Here is an 18,243-nt window from a genome sequence, read left to right as displayed (position 1 = left end):
TTTTTGAATTGGCTTGGCTATCTTTAAAACCGTGAAAACGGTTGAAGTCTTATTGGTAGTGCTACTCGCCATAGGTGCCCTTCAGGGATTGGTATATGGATTCATCCTCTGGAACAATAAAGGACCCAACAAAACGGCGAACCGTTTTTTGGCGGCCATCCTTTTCTTTTTTTCATACCGCCTACTTGTTGAAACCCTGAAGATTTTTGGTTTGGGTCGCTACGACTTTTGGTACCACACCTTATTGGAATACAATTGGGTCTATGGCGCCTTGATCTATTTCTTCGTGAAAAGTTACGTACGACCCACCTTTAAACTTGGTCGAAAAGATTGGATCCACTTTTTACCGGTTGGTATCGAGTTTGCTTGGAGTAATTTCATAAAGACACAGAATTTTTATTGGGACGGCACTCGGGAAAGCCTTTCGTGGCTAGGGTATTGGGGCTACGTTGTATGGATGCTCTACCCTACCATGTATGTTGTGGCAGGGTCGCTCATCATTTATTACACCTATAGGGCACAGTTTCTGTTGAAAAATGAAGCCGGGCCGGAAAACATTGAAATCATTCCCGGTAAAACCCGTTGGCTTTATCGCGTATTGCTAACACTCCGCATTTTTTCGGTCATCTATGTGGTGGTCATCCTCATCGACTTTTTCTTTTTCAACTTTGCCAGCAACTTCTTTTACGCACATCCGGTGTTCATAGGAATGGCCATTATCACATATTGGTTGGGTATCGAAGGATTTAATCGAAGGAACGAGATCATCGTAAAGGTGAGACAACCCCTTTCGGGAAAGGAAAAGGTTCAGATGGAGGAAATCGCCCAATCGCTGGAAAAAGCCATGAGGCGCGACCAATTGTTCAGGGATCCCGATTTAAGCCTTACCAAACTCTCCAAACAGCTCGAGGTAAAATCGTACCTTATTACCAAATGCCTCAACCTTCATTTTGGAAAAAAGTTCAACGATTACGTAAATGATTTTCGTATCGAAGCCCTAAAAGAACTGCTTAAAGACCCAACAAACGATGATTACACCCTACTTGGGCTGGCCTTCGACGTTGGCTTTAATTCAAAGGCTTCCTTTAACCGGGCCGTTAAGAAAAGTACGGGCCAATCCCCTACCCAATTAAAATCGACGCTATAACGTCTCAATTTCAAAATTGAGACCGTCGTCCATCGGCAAAAAGGTCTCAACTCTACATTTGAGACGACTTTAAAGCCTAATCGGTTCATATTTGTGACATCATAAACACAATCATCATTATGAAAAAGATCTACACCTTGGTATTCCTATTATCGATAATGAATGCCGTTGGGCAAGTACGTTACGGCACCCCAACAAATGAGCCATTGCCCGAAAAACTCCAAAATGTAAGGGTAGGTATCGAAGTAAACAACTTTCCCAAAACAATCGATCCCGTCGCCATCGATGGGCAATACTACTGGAAGCACAATACAGCGATTCTTTGTAAGGAAAGTGAGGTGAAAATAATCGAATACGGGGCCTATCTGTTCTACAACGGCAAATGGAATCTCCGCCGTTCCTATCCGTTAAAACAACTGGACAAAGACTTTGGCACCAAAAAACAGGTAATGCTACAGTCGCAACCCTATACCTGGACCGACAATTGGCGGGTCGATAGCAAGCTGTACGACGGTTGGGCCCTTTGGTACTTTATCGGAATCGGCAAGAACGGTGAAAAAGTCTGTGGTTATGAAAAAATAGAGACCACCGAGAACCTTTTAAATAGATCAGAATGAGAACCAAACTACTCCTTTTATCGTTTCTAACGTTGCTATCGCTACATTACACTACGACGGCTCAGGAACAATCCTTCAATTTGAAAAAAAGCTCCCTTGAATGGACAGGAAAAGCGGCCTTTGATGCCTATTCGCTAACGGGCACCATTAAAGCCAAAAAAGGGAACTTGAAGGTGGTAAATGGCCAGATTACCAAACTGACCGTCACCATCGATATGAAAAGTCTCGATCATGATAACAACAATCTAAAGACCCATTTGCGGGGATCCGATTTCTTCGAGGTAAAAACTTATCCTACCGCCACCTTTGTGTTAAATGAACCTGTGACGGTCAAAGAAGGTGAGGTGGTACTAAAGGGAAACATGACCATTAAAAAAACCACAATGAAAGAAAGCATCAAGGTAAAGCTGGAAAAAGTTGATGAAGGGATAAAACTCTCTTTGGACCATCTTTTAGATCGTACGCTTTACGGTGTAGAATACAACTCGCCAAGCATTTTTGAGAGTATCAAAAAAAATGCGATAGCCGATGAGTTTCAATTAAATGGCGTCATAGTCTTTGAGAACTAGGGCCACCAGCATCTAAAAGATATGCCTCTTGAAGAAGAAATCTTACTTGGTCCATACCGTCTTTGTCGAATTCTTCCAACTATTAGAACACCTTTCTGGATAAGGTTTTTCGGACGGCTCTTTCGAAGAACCCATCGACCTTCTGCAATTAATCTGCTCGCCAAAATTCAAAGGCACCCCCTTTTTCAGATTTCCCTACGGAGCGTGGATGGCCATATAAAACAGATTCGGGAATGCCCGCAATAACAAGGCTTATTGTGGCCAACTATTCCTCAAAAAACGTAAAACGTTGAGCGTATGCCATCCCTTAAGGTATGGACAACAGTAAGTTCTTCTTAGGGAAGATGGTCTAAAAATCACCCCACCGAAAAACGTTCCTTTTAAAATTTATTCATGCTTCGAAGAATTCGAAAAAGAATTGAAGTGTTTCATAGTAACCGTTGAAAAATCGATGACCTTGAAATGCTCCATGATTTTTGGGTTTTGTTGCAACTCGATAGCGGCATTTTTAGCCTGTTGCATACTCTCCCAGTAAACAATATCTAAAAATTCACCTTCCTCGTTCACCGAAATCGTTCTTTTGATAAAACCATCGAACTCTTTGATGTATGCGTTCGTTTTGGCCATGGCTTCCTGCACCTGTACGGTACTAAATGCAGGGTTTCCTTTAAAACGTACCACTTCAATACATACTAAATTTGTCATAGTTTGCTGTTTTTGAGCACTTCCCACTCCCATAGAGAGCAATAAAGTAGTGACTATTAATTGTTTCATCTTTGTTATTTGCCGACAAAACTAAATTGGGTCTATGACAACCCTATGTCACGGTTTTTAAAAACCTGGATTCTTTTCAAAATAGTCGGAAAGGGTAAACTGATTGGGAGGAAACGAATCGGAGGTTTCGATAACGGATTGGATACGATCGGTACGAAATTCCCGTAATGCCGTTCGCAAACGGCAATAGGCAATCATCACCCAATGATCCTGTGTAAAGTAGACCGCCATCGGCTCTACATCCCGCTCGGTTATTTCCCCTTTGGAGCCAGAACGGTACCGCAAGCGTAATACGGTTCTTTTGGCAATGGCCTGCTGGATCAAGGAGACGGAGCTACTGCTCTTCTCTATTGTTTTGGCCGTTGATGGACTAATACGTTCCTCGAGCAATTGCAGCTCTTTCTTTTGCGAAGTGCGCAACACCGCCGTCACCTTCTGCATTGCTTTGCCATAGGCGCCGATAAAAGAACTATCATTATTCTGGGAGACGATTTTTTTTGCGGTCAGCATTGCATGAGCTTCTTCCTCGGTAAACATAATAGGAGGCAACTGGTAGCCATCGACCAAAAAATAGCCCTCGCTATTTTCATAACCAATGGGCACCCCGGCTTCGGACAAAGCTTCCAAGTCACGATAGATGGTACGAACACTTACGTCAAAATCAGTGGCCATCTCATTGGCCCTTAAAGAGGTCTTCGATTGCAACTTGGTCAATATGGCGGTCAAACGATGGAGTCGTTTCATGGTCTTGACGTTGAAGAATGCACAAATATAACGGTAAGATAGAAGATTTTCTCTTGAAGGTATACAACCCTGGGGCCCTTCGTTCACCGTCACAGCCAGGTGAAGGGGTAACCAACACACCAAACATTTAAAGGAAGTTTCATTTGATTGCTACGCAAGCCTCCCTAGACACTTGTCATGAGGGCCTGCCCACACCTTTAGTAGTGGGTGTCAAAGCAACTTGTTTGATGCCAGTCAGGTTTTAAACCATGAGCATCGATTAAAAGACAATACCGCACGAATTCTTTTTGGAGCTACTGTATCCATCATCGTTGCGGCATAACCGCATGTTCGGGCTTGCCGGTCAATATAAAGGTACAACCCATCTTAATATTGCGGAAAAGGGAGTACGCCTTGGAGGATAATGGTATTTGGCCGGCATCCAAGCCAGCATATCTTTATGTAAAGGATTGAAGGTAAACGAACAGCAAGCCGTTACCTTCGGTATCAAAACCTGACACCTGCTCCCGGAGCAATTCGAATACTTCGAAAAAGTGATCGATTGTCTGGGCGACCCCTCCAAAAAGAACAGGCCGTTGGTTCGCAACATTCCTCAAGCCAAAGGGTTAAAAAAGGAAATTGACCGAAAAACGTTAGTTTTAATCAAAAAATGGTATTTATTTATATAGAGAAGGCTCATTTTTGTTCCTTATGAAAGTAGTCCCGCAAGCATTTTACCAGCATCCGCATATTGAGAAAGTCATGGTCGACGGACTTTCCTGCATCCTCCTAAAAAGTGTACGGCATACCGACGTACAAAACCAACGATACCTCTCGGCCCATGCATTGACATTAGTACTGAATGGCTCCCTACGGATCGAGAGCTTTGAGGGCAATCTACAAATCGTTCGGAAAAACCAGCTGATCTTTCTACCCAAGGGACTTTATATGATTTCGGATATCATCCCGAAAGACCAAGCCTTTGAGGCCGTCGTTTTCTTTTTTGATGAAGAAGTCACCGATACTTTTTTGGAAAAAAACCCTCCTTTTAAAAACGGGAAAGAGATTGAAACGATAGTCATTGATTACAACGAGGAGCTTCGTTTGTTTACCGACACGCTCCTGACCCTGTACCGAGGCAGAAAACAACATCAATTTACCAAGGCCAAACTGGTAGAACTCCTTCATTTTGTCGCCTCATCGAGTAAGGGTAAAGACTTTAGGGCCCAATTGCAATCGTTAAAAATAAGGGGGCGAAAAAAAATTCGCGCGTTTATGGAGGAGCACTTTGACAAACCCTTGGACATCGAGGATTATGCCTATCTAACAGGCAGAAGTATCTCTACCTTTCAGCGCGATTTTAAACGTCGATTTCAAATTTCACCCAAAAAGTGGTTGATTGACAAACGGTTGAAAAAAGCGGCAAAGCTATTACGGGAACCTTCCGTTTCAGTCAATGAAATTACTCTCGAGGCGGGTTATGGGAACACATCCCACTTCATCAAGGCCTTTCGTAAAAAGTTCGGGACCTCCCCTAAACAATATCAAATACAACATCGGGAAAATACCTTTATCTAAGCTTTTGACCGAAAATCACGATTTTTTTCATTTACAACGGTTTTTTCTGATTTCGCTAGAAGATATTTGCCTTTACAACACGTTTCCCGAGCTCTCGGGGAGTTAAATTAAAATTATGGATATTGGATTTATCGGATTAGGTATCATGGGAAGCCGCATGGCCCTAAATCTTCAAAAAGCCGGACATACCCTTACCATCTTCAACCGTACAGTGAAAAAGACCCATGACTTAAAGGAAAAAGGGGCAAAAACCGTACTTAAACCCTGTGAGGTCCCTATGGGCAATGATATCGTCATCACCATGCTCTCTACTCCCGAAGTAGTACGGGAAACCGCTCTGGGCGCAGATGGATTTCTAGAAAAGATGTCTTCGGGCACACTTTGGCTCAACTGTAGCACAATCAACCCGTCCTTTGCCAAAGAGATGGGAATAATTTCAGCCGAAAAAGGCATCCGCTATATCGACGCCCCCGTAGCCGGAACCAAGGGTCCTGCCGAAAAGGGCGAATTGGTATTCTTGGTCGGGGGCGATCTCCAGGATGTTGCAGTGATTCAGCCTTTACTGGACATCATGGGGAAAAAAACGCTTCATCTAGGAAAAGTGGGCCATGGATCTAATATGAAAATGCTGATCAACCTGCTATTGGCGCAATCGATGTTGGCCTTTAGCGAAGCTATGATATTGGGCGAGGAAATGGACCTGCCCCGAGAAACCTTGTTCGATGTCTTATTGAATGTACCAGTGACCGCCCCATTCTTAAGCATGGTACGGCCCAAGCTCGAAAACTATGATTATGAAGCAAACTTTCCGTTGCAGTGGCTTCAAAAGGACCTGCATCTGGCAACCGTTACCGCCTACGAACAAGGCTTAGCAATGCCTTCCTTAAATGTTTCAAAGGAACTATTTGCCTTAGCCAAACAGAACGGTTATGGGGAGAAAGATTTTTCGGCTATTTACGCATATTTAAAAAAGGGTAGCGTCTAACGAATCGGTCCTATTTCGCCACCCTCGAAATCGAGGATAACCCCCTCAGAAATCCATTTAGCCAAAGCCTGTCGGTTGTCGGGATCCAAAATGCGTCGTTGATCTTTTTTGTTTCGGATGTTGCCGATTTCGATAAAGGTCATCGCCGGGTGTGTTTTCTTCACCAAATAGAGCGAGGTTCGGTCTTCAAACGTACCCGTATATGTTCGGTTGGGTTGGTATTTTTTATACTTTTTTTGGAATGTCTTATGAATGCTTTCGGCCAGTTTTTTGCCATTCTTGCTCTTTTCATGATGGTAAAAGAACACATCAATATTCTGTCCTTTGCTACGACTATCTACATGGGTCACGATCAACCGTTGAAACTTGCCCCGGTTCTTTCGATGAAGCTCGTTGATGATATCAACGCGCTGTCTTAAACGGGCCACCTGATTTAAAGGAATGGTCTTGTCCCCATAGGCCACTTCATCATGGTCTATTTTTAAAATACGCTCGTCCCGGATACCATCGTCGGCATCACGAATGATAACATAGACGGTAGCCCCATGTGAAAGTAGCTCCTTTGCCAGACGTAGGGTAATATCATAAGCGTACTCATCCTCCGAAATTTTGGTCCCGGCATAATTGGCCATCGCTCCTGGGTCTGGTCCTCCATGGCCGGAGACCAAATAATAAACCGCCCCTTTGAGCTTTTCGCTCCTGGGGAGTACGGCGGCATGCTTTTTCCCAAAGATGGGGAACTCTTTTCCAACCACCTTTTTGATTTCCTTTGACCTCTTTGCGATCGTATCGACGACGATGACCGAATCAACCTTTGAAAGAGGAATCCTGTAGGTACGGCCCTCATAGAGATGCACGCTGTCACGCAGGTTTTCCATATTCATCGCGATAAAGTCATCGTACATTTCATATGGATTCGCCCCTTGTTTCCGCAAAAGGGACAGAATACCATCCCCTTTCTCAGCGGTGACCGTCACCAAGGAATCTTGTGAAAGGCAATACGGACCCATCAAGAAAACAAACAGTGCGGCGAATAATCCTCTAGACGGAAGCATTCTCAAAATCATACCAGCGCAATTTCTTTTTTGCAAACCAAAAATAGTGCCTAATCGACATTTTCAATACAAAATTAAAGAATGAAGGGGGAATGCGGAAGGGACAATAAAAAATTAGTTAACGATTTATTCAACAATCCAATCGATCTCTATAAGACAACATTGACTAAAAAAGCATACCTTAGCAAGTGATTACTCACTTGAATGACGGATAAGAAGAAGCAAATATTGGCGGTTGCCCTTGAACTTTTTGCAAACGATGGTTTCAACGGAACTTCTACGAGTAAGATAGCAAAAGAAGCAGGCGTTTCGGAAGGTTTGATATTCAGACATTTTGAACACAAGAACGGTCTATTGAACGCCTTGGTTCAGCAGGCGGTAGAGCGAATACGCCTGTTGATCGAACCCATTCTTATTGAAACAGATCCAAAAAAGGTAATTCAAAAAAGTATTGACCTGCCTTTCGCCCTCCCGGAAAGCGAGTATCCGTTCTGGAAGCTTCAGTTCAAACTGAAATGGGAAAACGATTATGAGCAGGATAAAATGCGGCCATTTATCGAAAAATTGACATGGGCGTTTTCCAATTTAGGTTATATCCAGGCAAGGAAAGAAGCGGAAGTTTTGAACCATATCATCGAAAGTATATCCATCGGAATTTTACGCGAGGGGAGAAAAAGTCAGGAAGGTTTAAAAGAATTCATATTACGGAAATATCTCAAATAACAGGCTTATGAAAACCATACCCCATAGTATTCCCATAATCCTTCTTCTGGTCGGTGGAATTCTTATGACAGCCATCTATTCCCGCGGCGTAGTTTCAAGCTATTCATCGACCACCATTCCCAACAACGAGGTTTTAAAGGATACCCCTTTCGACAAAATGATGCAGGTATTGACCCACGAACGGTGTATCAACTGCCATCCAAATGACAACATTCCCAAACAAGGGAAAGATAGTCATCCACACTATTTCGGAATGAAGCGAGGAGAAGATAACCTCGGGTTCACCGCTACCCAATGTACTACCTGTCACCAGCCGGAAAACAACGACTATTCGGGAGTCCCTGGAGCACCGCATTGGTCATTGGCCCCAAAATCAATGGGTTGGCAAGGACTCGACAAATATGAAATCGCCAAGGCCATGCTCGACAGGGCCAAAAACGGAAATCGTTCCCATGATGAATTGGTCCATCATTTAACCGAGGATTCGCTGGTGCTATGGGCTTTCGACCCGGGTGTAGATCACGAGGGAATCCCAAGGGAAACACCACCGATTTCCGAAGCCGAATACAAAGCGGCCGTAATAGCATGGTTCGAAAACGGGGCCATCATTCCGAAAGAGTAAACGAACATAAAATTGATACAATGAAAATATCTTTCTCGGTAAATGAAGTTCCACATTCCATTGAAATTAAGGATGAAAACACGCCCCTACTCTGGGTCATTCGAGACATGCTACATCTCAAGGGCACCAAATACGGTTGTGGCAAAGCGGCCTGTGGGGCCTGTACGCTCCATGTAGACGGGGAGGCGGTGCGCTCCTGTTCCTATGCGGTCAAGTTTGCCGAGGGAAAGAAAATTAGGACTATTGAAGGATTGGGAACCAAAGAGAATCCCCACCCCGTACAGCAGGCATGGATAGAAGAAATTGTACCCCAATGCGGCTATTGCCAACCCGGTTTTATGATGGCTACCGCCGCTCTAATCGATAAGATTCCCGAACCGACGGATGACGATATCGATCGAAACATCATCAACGTATGTCGCTGTGCCACCTACTACCGAATGCGCAAGGCAATCCATCGCGCGGCGCAAATTCAAAGAACCACCTCAAAAACAATGGAATAATGGCAAAGGAAAAAAAGAAAGTATCGCGCCGAAAGTTTTTAATTAGGGGTGGATTGGGCACCCTTGGTGTCCTGGCCATTGGGACCTATGTATTTCGTAATACGATTCGAAGACAAATCGCAGGAATGGTAGATACCGCCGAAGCGCCCTATCTCGGAAATACCGATTCCCCCCTTATATGGTTCGAGATTACCAAAGATAACAAGGTCATCCTTTACAGCCCAAAAGTAGAAATGGGCCAAGGCATCTTTACAGGCTTGGCACAAGTAGCGGCAGACGAATTGGCGATATCCATGGATCAAATAAAAGTAGCCCATGCTCCGTCAGCTTCTGGGAATTTGGACGATTTTGCCACCGGTGGAAGCACTTCTATGTCAAGTTTATGGCAACCGCTTAGGGAATTGGCCGCCACCATGCGCGAAATGATCAAGGCAGAAGCGGCTCAAAAACTAGGTGTTTCCGTGGGTTCCCTATCGGTCAAGGATGGTATTATCTCGGGAGGGGATAAAACGATTACCTATGCCGAAGCCGCCACGAATGTTGTGGACTGGGATATCCCGGATACTCCCACCTTGAAGGATATCAAAGACTATCAATTCATAGGAAAACCCTTCTCGCGGGTCGACCTCAGGGACAAGGTGTTCGGCACACCCCTTTTTGGAATGGACGCTACCATGCCCGATATGCTCTACGGCGCCGTGGTGCGGCCTACGGTAATCGGAGCCACCTATATCGATGCCGATACTTCAAAAGCAGAAAATATGCCCGGCGTTGTCAAGATTGTAAAGGAGGCCGATTTCGTCGGTGTAGTCGCCAACTCCATGTTAGAAGCGGAAAATGCCAAGAATGCAATCGTTGTAACATGGGATATTCCCAAAGTGTGGCAGACCCAAGACATAGAGGCTATGATCGAAGTAGGTAAAGGGAAACCGTATGTGATTCAAAAGGAAGGGAGCCCAAAAGAACTATTGAAGGAAGATGAAAAACTCATCGTCTCGGAATTCAAAAGTCCCATCGGGGCACACGCCCAGTTAGAGCCGAATGGTGCCTTGGCCTTTGTAGAAGAGGATAGGGCCACCGTCATGATGTCGACACAGGTAGTGAAGATTACGCGTAACGAAATCGCCAAAAGACTGGAGTTGGATGAGGAGCAGGTGAATATCGTACCCACCTTTCTAGGGGGTGGATTTGGCCGGCGATTGCACACCCCAAATGGCATTCAAGCGGCTGTATTGTCCAGAGCGGTCGGAAAGCCGGTAAAGTGCTTCCTTACCCGGAAGGAAGAATTCCAGAACGATACCTTTCGCCCGCCCACCCACCATGTCTTAAAGGCCAAATTGAACGGGAAAGGATTGATTGAAGCCATAGAACACAATGTTTCCAGTGGTGATGTCGCCTGGGGTTCGCCGATGCTGCCCAGTATACTGGAGACTATTATGGGAGCCGATTTGGGTGCTTGGCGTGGAGGAATGATCCAATATGGGGCCATTCCTAATTACCGGGCTATTTCATGGCGGGTGAAGCTACCCTTTGCCACCAGTTGGTGGCGTAGCCTTGGACTCCTGGCCAATACCTTTGCCATTGAAAGCTTTATGGATGAATTGGCCGTAAAAGCAGGAAAAGACCCGGTGCAATTTCGTTTAGACCAAATCCAGGACGATAATCGGGGCTATCGCCTCAAGGAAGTAATCAAAGCAGCGGCCGATAAAGCCGGATGGACCAATCAAATCGTTGCTGGTCGTGCGATGGGTTTCGCCGCTTCTACCGATGTGAATACCCCTTGTGCGCAGGTGGCGGAAGTATCGATTGTGGATGATGAAATCAAAGTCCATAAGGTTACCTGCGCCATGGATCCCGGTCTTGTCGTGAACCCCGATCAGGTGAAGGCGCAATGTGAGGGAGCGATTATTATGGGCATGAGTGCCTCGCTATTCGAACGCATGTATGTAGCGGACGGACAATTGCAACCCACCATCTACGGACCCTACGAGATGGCCTTAATGAAACACGCCCCAAAGGAAATCGATGTAGTGCTCTTGCAAAACGCAGAAGCGCCAGGGGGCGTCGGGGAGCCTCCCCTAGGACCCATCGGGGCGGCGATTGCCAATGCCGTATTTCGGTTAACGGGACAACGGTTACGGGAGATGCCTTTAAAGCTTGCCTAACTATTCGGAAGGACTAATTTCCTTTCACTTTGATTTCAAGTTCGTTGGTCACCGGTTGGCTCAAGATGCCTATTTCGGCCTTGCGATCTGAACCCTTGACGAAGGTATCGAACAAATCGAGGGAATTGGCTCCATTATACAATTTCACGCCCTCATTCAGTCTGGCAACAGCCTCATGACCGGTATTGTCCCCTTTTACCAAAACCTGATAACGCGGTGCGGACGCGTTCATCTGATCGTAGCCCTGCAACCGCCAATTTTCCTTATTGATCGTTTTGGGCCCGTTCATATTCTTTTTCTGTTCCCCAACAACCGTAAAAATGGCCGTGTCCTTAATGAAGCTATATCCATTTGGGGTCTTGGTGATACCATACTGGTCGGGCGAGTATCCCGGAGGCGACATGGCATAGACCGCTTTGATGGCCGAGGCGCGGTAGTTGCCATGGGTAGTATTCATTCCCGCGGCAAATAAGCCTTCCATAGCACCGGCCGAATGTCCCGTATAGCCCTGGTTAGTGCCATTTACCTTCCCTTGAAAACCTATACAGTCCAACAAGCATTCCTCGATTGCTTCCGAGAGATAATTGACTTCCTCCCCCGAAGTTTGGCGATATTCGCGATATCGTTGCCCGCATTCCGATGGTCTACTTGTATCACCACATATCCTTTCGAAACATAGTAGTTAACGTAGGACAACAACCGTCCCCGCCCCTCACCAAACCCGTTACCTCCCCCTGGGATTATTATTACCAATGCTTCGTCTTCCTTTTCCAACGGAAAGGAAACCCGGTAAGACAAGTCACCGAAGGGAGTCGTGAGGACGGCATCGATGGAAATGTCCGAAAACGATTCCAATTCTTGTTGTTCTTGTTCCTGTCCCGTTTCGGGATTAGGAATCCCTTCATTCTTGAAACATGAAAAAAATAAGATGAGTAGGATGATGCCAAAAAAAGCGTGTTTCGCGGTTTTCTTCTTTGGACTCCCAACCAATCTTGAGGTTCAATTGGTTTGAATCATACCATAATGGCCATCAAAATATTTGAAAATCCGTTTCTAAGGAAAGTATCCCAAAAAGTGCACTTTTTCCCATCATGAACCCAAGAAATCTATTTTTGTCACATTGAGCAATTTGAAACGTCCTTATAAAAAGTAATACATCAACCATGAAGAAAGTACCGTTAGTGACACTGTTGACCCTTTGTTTTCAAATGCTTATAGCCCAGGGTATTGATTCTTTGGGCCTACAGTTACAAAAAATCGTCGATACCACCGAAATTCCCGGATTCGCGGTAGCTGTTGTTGGGAAGGACCGGATTCTTTACAAAAAAGGGTTTGGCTTTGCCGATGTCGAACAGGGCATTCCCTACACGGACAAGACGATTCACAACATCGGTTCGACCACCAAGACCCTCATCGCTTTTTCGTTAATGAAACTGGTTGACGAAGGCAAAATTTCTCTGGATGACCCCATTAATAAATACCTTCCGTTTAAGGTTGTACACCCGAGCTTTCCCGAGAGCGATATTACGATTCGACAGCTAGCCACCCATACGTCCAGCCTCACCGACGGCGTAGATGACCTATTGATAGAGAAAAGCTATTTATTCCACGGACCAATTAATTTTAAGAAAGAAGAATTGCCAGAAGATTACTTCGACTATTTTGAGATATACCAAACCAATCATGCCGTAAGCATGTCCGAATTTTTAAAAAATATCTATACCCCGGAAGGGGCTTGGTATGAGAGTTCGAATTTCTTGGAAGTATCTCCCGGCACTGCATACCACTACACCAACATTGGTGCTACGCTCTTGGCGTTCATCATAGAGCAAGTATCCTTGACCGACTTTGCCGAATATACAAAACAAATACTGTTCGGTCCTTTAAACATGAGCCATTCCTTTTGGGCGCTCGATGCCGTTCCGAAGGATGTGCTCGCCTCTTTATATTTATCAAACGGACTCAAAATACCACATTACGAGTTGATTACCTATCCCGATGGCGGACTGTTCACCAACATCTCCGACTTCAGCGTATATCTGATGGAAATGATCAAAGGAATCAACGGGGAAAGTAGTCTCTTGTCAACGACCTGGTATACAGAGATGATGCAGAATCAATTGACCGGGAAAAACTTTCCGAAGGGTAGCTTTGAAACCTCTAAGGGTCTTATGTGGTCGGTGAACCCGGAAGGTGACAACATTTCCGTGAACGGTGCCGACCCGGGTGTAATGAGCTACACCCTGTTTACTACGCAGGGGAACGTCGGAATCGTCATTTTCATGAACAAAACCATCTATGATAATGAAGAGCTTGAGTCTGCCTTTAAAGCGATTCGAGCAACGTTATTTCAGAATGCAGGGAAACTGATGAAGCGATAAACAAATTCCCAACCAACGGCAGCGGTAAAGTCAAGTTAAAAATACTGACCGATCCCGAACACCAATCCACGATCGGCATCCTTGGTAATACCATACCCATAGTCGATTCGGAAGATGGCATTGAAAATACGTTTATGCATGAAACGAAGGCCAACTCCAGGATAAATACGGATGTTTTGGTCATCGCCAAAATCACTAAAATCCCCTCCCGGATTTCGCCAAGACCCTCCATCTATGAATGCATTGCCCTGCAATACAAACCAGTGCTTGTCAATCAATGTATGTCGGTACTCGGTGTTGAATACAATGGCACCCGTACCCCGATCAATGGTATTGCCCACCCCTCGAATGTTTAAATTGTTATCGACTGTAAAGGGAGCGAAAGGAGTGTCGATATTGCTTGCCAAGCCTAAACGCAATCGGGTGGCCCAATTGCCCCGTTTTCCGATTCTTCGGAAATAGGCAAAATCGTTGAATCCGATTAAAAAGGGGGGCAACACTTGATTGGAAGTACCTACGTACTGAAAGTTCAAAGAACTCCGAAAACCGGATAGGTATTGGTACTCGTATGATACAGCATCAAAATTGTAAATGAGCTTTATCAAGTGCTTGTCGACCTTTAGCGCTTGAGGAACATCAGGGTCGGTAGCGCCCGCTAAGTATTCATAGTCCTCGGTAAATAGACTGCCTCCCAGATCGATACGGTTCTTGAAGTTGAGCTCATAGAGCCCCAAAAGCTCGAAACCCTCGTTGTTGTAACGATAGTCGGCCGTGTCGTCTGCAAAGAACACGGGTTCCTGGGTAGTAAAATTATTATAATTCAACGCCAGCCCCCATTTATTGCCGAATAGATAGGGGGCCCGGATGCTTATCCCGTAGGAATTGAATACATCCAATTGATAAAAACCTCCCAAGGTAATATTACGGCCGAAGGCGTTGAACTCCTGCAGGCCCGCACGAAAAGCAAAATCGTCGTTGGCAGAACTGAATAGGTTGGCAAAAGGAATCAGGGTGAAATTTTCCTCAATAGTATAGAATACGCTATGCCGACCGTCGTCAGCAGAGAACACCTGATAGTAGGCATGTGATATAGATGGCAATCGCTTTAAACGGGTCATGTCTTCTTCCATCAGTATAGAGTCCAACACCATTCCAGGCTGCAGGCCAACGATTTTTTTTAGGAAGGAAGGCCTAGTTCTTTTAAACCCCTGAATTTTTACATCGGCGACAACGGATTCTTGGGAAAACCCGAACGTGAATATCCACATGAAGACAAAAAATGGAAAAACTCTAACCATAGGGGACATCCGACTCGTTGACGGGGCCAAAGATACTGGATACCATAAACAAAAACATCACGATGGCCGATCAAACGAGATTGCTTCGGATGAAAATCAATTTCCGAAAACGGATTCACTCTTTATCACACATTTGTGATGATGCTATAGAAAATCCAAGGACTGTCTTTCGTACTTTATAAAGGGTATGTTTTCTGATGGCCTGTCTCAAGTTTTCAAGTAGATACCTTAAATAGCATTTTGGGATATCGGCACCTTAAACCGATCTGTAGCAGCCATTTTTGAATGGCTTTGGAGTTCAACGGTCTGTAAACAGGCGCCCAGAATTGGGAAACCTATCGTACCATCTCAATACATCTTGTAGAATTCCCGAATAACCTCTTGTGCTGGTTTGTTCTGTGGGGTAAACCGATTGTCTTCGGCCCCGCCCGACCTGTCGTGCTGAATAAACCATTTCCAAACGTAGCCGCCCGCAAACCACTTTTCATTCCAAAATTCGGAGAAAATCGCTTTTTTAGCGTTCACTTGCGCCTCTAAATTGACGTTCTCATCATTGCGATCAACCAACCAGGGCTTCTTGGCAGTATAATCCATACTGCGGTATCCAAACTCTGTGAACAAGACTGGTTTATTTTTCGTTTTGGCGAGTTGGGAAATTTTTTCCTTCCAAGGTTGCCACCCTTTTTTCAGTTGCTCTACGGTTGGGGTCTTTTCCTCAGACAAGGGAAAATAGGCATCGATGCCGATAAAATCCAGGTCTTCCCAAAAGGTGGTTCTTGGAAATTCATCCCAATTGGCGGCATAGGTCAGTTTTCCATCGTATACCTTTCTGATTTTTTTTATGAGCGTCTTCCAGTAGTCAGGCCTGTTCTTTACAAACTGTTCCAGCTCTGTACCAATGCAAAGTAGTTCGGCCTTGGTTTCCTGGGCAAGCTCGGCATAGTTAAGAATAAACTGATCATAGGAGGCCTCCAAAGTCTTCCAATCTTCCTCCGATTTCATTTTTAAGGTACCCGTGAATTCCCCCCGCCATATCCAGATTTGGGGCTTGATCATTACCTTGACACCGTTTTTCTGCAACAGACTTATGTACTGTTTGGCCCCTTTCCTGGTTTCCCCAAACCACTGTCTTTCGGTATCAAAAATGATTTCCGGGGAACTAATATCCCTTATAAAACCAAACGGCATGACCGCAGCATGGTTGGCGTGTATCTTAATTACCTCATCAACATGGGCCTGAACGGCCTCTTCCCTTGAGGCGACAAAACTGACACCGTTGATTTTTTCCACAACCTGTCCCGTGCATGAAGCTTGTAAAAAACACAGTAACAACAATTCTAAAGCCCTCATTCATTTGCAATTAAGACTCTAAAATAAGTTATTTTATTTATAAAATTCAGAAAATAGCGCGCAGACCCAGATTAAAGGTCTGCCCAAGGCCGGTATTACTCCCCCTTACAAAATTGGTATAGAGCAACTCTAAGTTGAGGGCATCGGTCAACTGATATTTTGCGCCGCCGCCCAAAGCGGTAAAATCTTGCGGGAAGTCATTTCCCAAATCGATTCGTTGGGAATGCTGGGCCAGCACTAGAACAGTAAACTTTGAACTAGGGAAATAACTAAAAAACACGCCAGGAGTCAAGTTAAGGCTATTATTGGCAAAACTCTTTTCCCCATCCCCAAAACTAAGCTCTGAATTCAACTCAGTGAATAACTGAAATTTATCGCCTGGAAAAGTGTAATCATAAAAGAATCGATTTTGCCAGATAAAACCATTCTGATCTAAAAATACGTCGTTTTCAACCTCGTTATCGACCAATGGAAAGAAAAAGGAACTTTGGATACTGAAGTTGCTAACGGAAGCAATCGGCACGAACTTCACCGAAGGGGCAATGGAGGTGAACCCGGAACGTGCCGTGCCTTCTTCACCATCGAACCGAAATATCTCCAACGCACCGCGATCATTGATGACGTTGGAACGGAACTCAAAAATGGCGCCGACATTCCATCGCTTATTTTGTCCAACACCCGTATACACCTCCAATGTTGATGTGAAGAAGGTCTCCCTGGGCTCCCTCGCGTCGGAAAAAGTACTCCTGGTCTGGGTATATAGGTTGTTAAACCATTTCAGGTCTACCTGCCCTTTGCCGATCAGTTTAGACGGGGTGTATTGTTGAATGTTGCTTTTCTGAGGTTGGGGTTGGTCGTGAACGGCATCTTGGGCAAAAGCGCCCATCGTTACAAAAAAGATTCCTACGGTTATTACATAATTTCCAATTAATCTCATTGTATTATTGTTTTGTTGGACACTTATTAATACTGGAGGCCTCTCTCCACCAAGGTCTTCAAAGAAAATTTCACGATTTATTTTGATGTTTTTTTACTCGACCTCGTTCAAAGTCCAATCATACGGATAGTACGATAGCCTCGCTTTTTCAGGAAGTTTTTCGGTCTTATATTTGTTAATGAAGTCGGTAACACTTCCCCCCTTTTCAAAATCACCTTTATACCATTCGAAGATCTGGGAAATTTTTACCTTGTTTTTATTCACTTGAATAAAAGCGGGATTGTTCAAGGCGGCAATCGTTTGTCGCTCTAATTGTGCTTCCAACTTATCAGGAGTGTATGCTTCATTGATAATCGGCGGACAACCCAATCCTGCACAGACCAACACAAAGTGAAAGCGGGGCTCTTTTGGGAAATTAGCTCGGAGCAATTTATTCTCGATATCGTTCAGGGTAATGCTTGTACCCCCAGCCGTATAGTCGGTCTTATCGAAAAACCCGGGAACATCCAAGGGTTGTTTTAAGGGGTAATTCTCGACGACACCTTTGATCACTGCAAGATTGTACACATTGATCCAAAAAGCTTGGTATTCTGAGGCCTTCTCCTTTGAAACCGATGTATTTTGGGCCATCTCCAACAAAGCGTTCAGGTCGGAAGAATCGGCCTTGATATCTTTATAGGCTACCCGTCCGTCCCTTACATGGGTCTTTAAAAAACTATCTGTCCGAGTAAAAAATTCAGGGGTATTCTGTGCTTGCCCAAAAGAGAGGATGGCAATAAAAAATATCGTAAATAAGTGATTCCTAGTTCTCATTGC

20 protein-coding genes are annotated in these 18,243 nt (G+C 44.8%); 10 read left to right on the top strand and 10 right to left on the bottom strand.

What is annotated here, in order from left to right:
* The first annotated feature begins 31 nt into the window (after nucleotides 1–31).
* The 3 genes from FK220_RS15245 (at nucleotide 32) to FK220_RS15235 (ending at nucleotide 2,333) form a co-directional block, all read left to right on the top strand.
* Nucleotides 32–1,147, top strand: a complete 1,116-nt coding sequence (locus FK220_RS15245) for a helix-turn-helix domain-containing protein (protein ID WP_152575197.1) — start codon at nucleotides 32–34, stop codon at nucleotides 1,145–1,147.
* A 119-nt stretch (nucleotides 1,148–1,266) separates the two neighbouring features.
* Complete coding sequence (locus tag FK220_RS15240; RefSeq protein WP_152575196.1) at nucleotides 1,267–1,764, top strand: hypothetical protein; 498 nt, start codon at nucleotides 1,267–1,269, stop codon at nucleotides 1,762–1,764.
* Nucleotides 1,761–2,333: a YceI family protein gene (locus FK220_RS15235; protein WP_152575195.1), complete on the top strand. Its 573-nt coding sequence runs from the start codon at nucleotides 1,761–1,763 to the stop codon at nucleotides 2,331–2,333. The genes FK220_RS15240 and FK220_RS15235 overlap by 4 nt, the downstream gene beginning before the upstream one ends.
* Before the next feature lie 387 nt (nucleotides 2,334–2,720).
* On the opposite strand, the gene FK220_RS15230 is transcribed toward FK220_RS15235, so the two are convergent.
* The 3 genes from FK220_RS15230 to FK220_RS15220 all read right to left on the bottom strand — a co-directional run bounded on the left by FK220_RS15230 (nucleotide 2,721) and on the right by FK220_RS15220 (nucleotide 4,447).
* A complete protein-coding gene (locus FK220_RS15230) occupies nucleotides 2,721–3,038 on the bottom strand; it encodes a hypothetical protein (protein ID WP_152575194.1) in 318 nt (105 codons plus the stop codon).
* Between the two features lie 126 nt (nucleotides 3,039–3,164).
* On the bottom strand, nucleotides 3,165–3,851 hold the full coding sequence (locus FK220_RS15225) for a helix-turn-helix transcriptional regulator (RefSeq protein WP_152575193.1): 687 nt from the start codon (nucleotides 3,849–3,851) through the stop codon (nucleotides 3,165–3,167).
* Between the two features lie 437 nt (nucleotides 3,852–4,288).
* Complete coding sequence (locus tag FK220_RS15220; protein ID WP_166204939.1) at nucleotides 4,289–4,447, bottom strand: hypothetical protein; 159 nt, start codon at nucleotides 4,445–4,447, stop codon at nucleotides 4,289–4,291.
* A 94-nt stretch (nucleotides 4,448–4,541) separates the two neighbouring features.
* Here FK220_RS15220 and FK220_RS15215 point away from each other — a divergent pair, with 94 nt between their 5' ends.
* A complete protein-coding gene (locus FK220_RS15215; protein ID WP_152575192.1) occupies nucleotides 4,542–5,408 on the top strand; it encodes a helix-turn-helix domain-containing protein in 867 nt (288 codons plus the stop codon).
* Between the two features lie 115 nt (nucleotides 5,409–5,523).
* Complete coding sequence (locus tag FK220_RS15210) at nucleotides 5,524–6,393, top strand: NAD(P)-dependent oxidoreductase (protein ID WP_152575191.1); 870 nt, start codon at nucleotides 5,524–5,526, stop codon at nucleotides 6,391–6,393.
* Here the strand turns inward: FK220_RS15210 and FK220_RS15205 are convergent.
* A complete protein-coding gene (locus FK220_RS15205) occupies nucleotides 6,390–7,460 on the bottom strand; it encodes an N-acetylmuramoyl-L-alanine amidase family protein (protein ID WP_317168339.1) in 1,071 nt (356 codons plus the stop codon). The two genes, FK220_RS15210 and FK220_RS15205, sit on opposite strands and share 4 nt — an antisense overlap.
* Before the next feature lie 192 nt (nucleotides 7,461–7,652).
* On the opposite strand from FK220_RS15205, the gene FK220_RS15200 reads away from it, so the two are divergent.
* From FK220_RS15200 to FK220_RS15185, 4 genes are read left to right on the top strand one after another with little or no spacing between them, the layout of a single operon-like run.
* Entirely contained in the window at nucleotides 7,653–8,171 is a 519-nt protein-coding gene (locus FK220_RS15200) for a TetR/AcrR family transcriptional regulator (RefSeq protein WP_152575190.1), read from the top strand.
* A gap of 7 nt (nucleotides 8,172–8,178) precedes the next feature.
* Nucleotides 8,179–8,793, top strand: coding sequence for a hypothetical protein (locus tag FK220_RS15195; protein ID WP_152575189.1), 615 nt, complete (start codon nucleotides 8,179–8,181; stop codon nucleotides 8,791–8,793).
* A gap of 20 nt (nucleotides 8,794–8,813) precedes the next feature.
* On the top strand, nucleotides 8,814–9,296 hold the full coding sequence (locus tag FK220_RS15190; RefSeq protein ID WP_152575188.1) for a (2Fe-2S)-binding protein: 483 nt from the start codon (nucleotides 8,814–8,816) through the stop codon (nucleotides 9,294–9,296).
* The gene (locus FK220_RS15185; protein ID WP_152575187.1) at nucleotides 9,296–11,461 is read left to right on the top strand and encodes a xanthine dehydrogenase family protein molybdopterin-binding subunit; all 2,166 of its coding nucleotides are present in this window, start codon (nucleotides 9,296–9,298) and stop codon (nucleotides 11,459–11,461) included. Before FK220_RS15190 ends, FK220_RS15185 begins: the two co-directional genes overlap by 1 nt.
* Before the next feature lie 13 nt (nucleotides 11,462–11,474).
* Here FK220_RS15185 and FK220_RS15180 read toward each other — a convergent pair whose 3' ends face one another.
* Nucleotides 11,475–12,017: a hypothetical protein gene (locus FK220_RS15180; protein WP_152575186.1), complete on the bottom strand. Its 543-nt coding sequence runs from the start codon at nucleotides 12,015–12,017 to the stop codon at nucleotides 11,475–11,477.
* Nucleotides 12,002–12,451, bottom strand: coding sequence for a hypothetical protein (locus FK220_RS15175; RefSeq protein ID WP_152575185.1), 450 nt, complete (start codon nucleotides 12,449–12,451; stop codon nucleotides 12,002–12,004). Before FK220_RS15175 ends, FK220_RS15180 begins: the two co-directional genes overlap by 16 nt.
* Nucleotides 12,452–12,624: 173 nt before the next feature.
* Here FK220_RS15175 and FK220_RS15170 point away from each other — a divergent pair, with 173 nt between their 5' ends.
* On the top strand, nucleotides 12,625–13,842 hold the full coding sequence (locus tag FK220_RS15170; RefSeq protein ID WP_152575184.1) for a serine hydrolase domain-containing protein: 1,218 nt from the start codon (nucleotides 12,625–12,627) through the stop codon (nucleotides 13,840–13,842).
* 35 nt (nucleotides 13,843–13,877) lie between these two features.
* Here the strand turns inward: FK220_RS15170 and FK220_RS15165 are convergent, their stop codons facing one another.
* From FK220_RS15165 to FK220_RS15150, 4 genes are all read right to left on the bottom strand, one after another.
* Nucleotides 13,878–15,110, bottom strand: coding sequence for a POTRA domain-containing protein (locus FK220_RS15165; protein WP_238719042.1), 1,233 nt, complete (start codon nucleotides 15,108–15,110; stop codon nucleotides 13,878–13,880).
* A 378-nt stretch (nucleotides 15,111–15,488) separates the two neighbouring features.
* Nucleotides 15,489–16,490: a glycoside hydrolase family 113 gene (locus FK220_RS15160; protein WP_152575182.1), complete on the bottom strand. Its 1,002-nt coding sequence runs from the start codon at nucleotides 16,488–16,490 to the stop codon at nucleotides 15,489–15,491.
* 46 nt (nucleotides 16,491–16,536) lie between these two features.
* On the bottom strand, nucleotides 16,537–17,376 hold the full coding sequence (locus FK220_RS15155) for a hypothetical protein (RefSeq protein ID WP_152575226.1): 840 nt from the start codon (nucleotides 17,374–17,376) through the stop codon (nucleotides 16,537–16,539).
* 144 nt (nucleotides 17,377–17,520) lie between these two features.
* Entirely contained in the window at nucleotides 17,521–18,240 is a 720-nt protein-coding gene (locus tag FK220_RS15150; protein WP_152575181.1) for a DUF547 domain-containing protein, read from the bottom strand.
* Nucleotides 18,241–18,243: the final 3 nt, after the last annotated feature.

Origin of the sequence: Pelagihabitans pacificus (genome assembly GCF_009371985.2) — a bacterium.
Classification (GTDB): Bacteria; Bacteroidota; Bacteroidia; order Flavobacteriales; family Flavobacteriaceae; genus Pelagihabitans; species Pelagihabitans pacificus.
This window is presented reverse-complemented; position numbering and strand designations above follow the sequence as displayed.